This is a genomic window from Natrarchaeobius oligotrophus (assembly GCF_003841465.1).
Taxonomy (GTDB): Archaea; Halobacteriota; Halobacteria; order Halobacteriales; family Natrialbaceae; genus Natrarchaeobius; species Natrarchaeobius oligotrophus.
On record NZ_REFZ01000055.1, the window covers coordinates 1 to 1,297 of the forward strand.

A 1,297-nucleotide genomic window follows, 5' to 3' on the forward strand; every position below is an offset into this window, starting at 1 on the left:
GCTTGCCGATGGTGTGTTCAATCCCACGCAAGCAGACGGTTCGATCCACGAGGACCAGGTTCTTAACTTCCTCGTCAACTCGATTGACGAGGAAGTTGAGCTTGATCTCGCTCCCAACGCCGAAACGACGTCAGAAGACATTCACGAGGTCCTCGTCGGCGCATGCGCCGACGGGACCTCGGTCTCGACACTCTGTGAGAAGAGCGAAGATTCACCCCACCACAACACGGTTCTCTACCACCTCCGCGAGAAGTTCGACTTGGAGTCGGTCGAGCAAATCGGCAACACGCTGCTTCAGAAGGACGTTCTCGACGTGCTTCCCGAGCAGGTGGAGGTCTGCGCAGACCTCCACCTGCGGCCCTACTATGGTGACGAGGACGAGACAGACGGCCTCTATCACTCGGAAGCGAAACGTGGAACCACCGCATTCCATGCGTACGCCACACTCTACGCGCGTGTGACGAACAAGCGGTTCACGCTGGCAGTGCGCCGTCTCGAAGACGGCGACACTGCCAGCAGTGTCCTCGCGGAGTTTCTCGGTGTGCTCGACGGCCTTGACGCTGAAGTCAAGGCCGTCTACCTCGACCGTGAATTCTACGACAGCAAGTGTCTCACGTTGCTTCAGGCGCACAATCTCGCCTACGTAATGCCGATCGTCCGCTGGGGAAAGACGACCAAGCAGGAACTCTCCGAAGGCTGGAGTCGCGTCATCCAACACAAGCTGACGGGCAAACTCGACGGTCACAACTGGACCGTCGAGTTTCCCGTCTACATCGACTGTACCTACCAGAACGGACGGTACGACGAACACGGCGTGGCGCGTCACGGCTACGCCGCTGACGCGCCGTTCATCGACACGCCACGAGACGCTCGATACCACTACGCGAAACGCTTCGGTATCGAGGCCAGCTACCGGCTGTCCGAACAGAGTATTGCGACGACATCGACGCAAGATCCGGTCGTACGGCTGTTGTACGTCGTGGTGAGCCTACTGTTGCAGAACGTCTGGCGGTATCTCCACTGGGAATATGTGGCGACGCCCCGCCGTGGCGGGCGTCGCCTCTGGGCCTGGTCGTTCAAGGAGTTCATCAATATGATCCGACGGGCAGCGTGGACGGCCCTCGCGGTGCGTCGGGCCGTCCCCGCAAATCGGCCACCGGACGATCGGTTCTACCGGTAACCACCGACCGAGGAAGCCCTGTTCGTGAGTGGCAACGCCGTCGCGTCGGCGGCTGAGCGCCGCCGACAGCGACAGATCCACATAGCTTCACTCGATTTCAGAGTCGAACTCCCGTCG

Annotated in this window: 1 protein-coding gene; it reads left to right on the top strand. The window is 60.4% G+C overall.

Annotation, left to right across the window (positions count from 1 at the left end):
- Positions 1-13 precede the first annotated feature (13 nt).
- Entirely contained in the window at positions 14-1,180 is a 1,167-nt protein-coding gene (locus tag EA472_RS21785; protein ID WP_124193544.1) for an ISH3 family transposase, read from the top strand.
- Positions 1,181-1,297 lie beyond the last annotated feature (117 nt).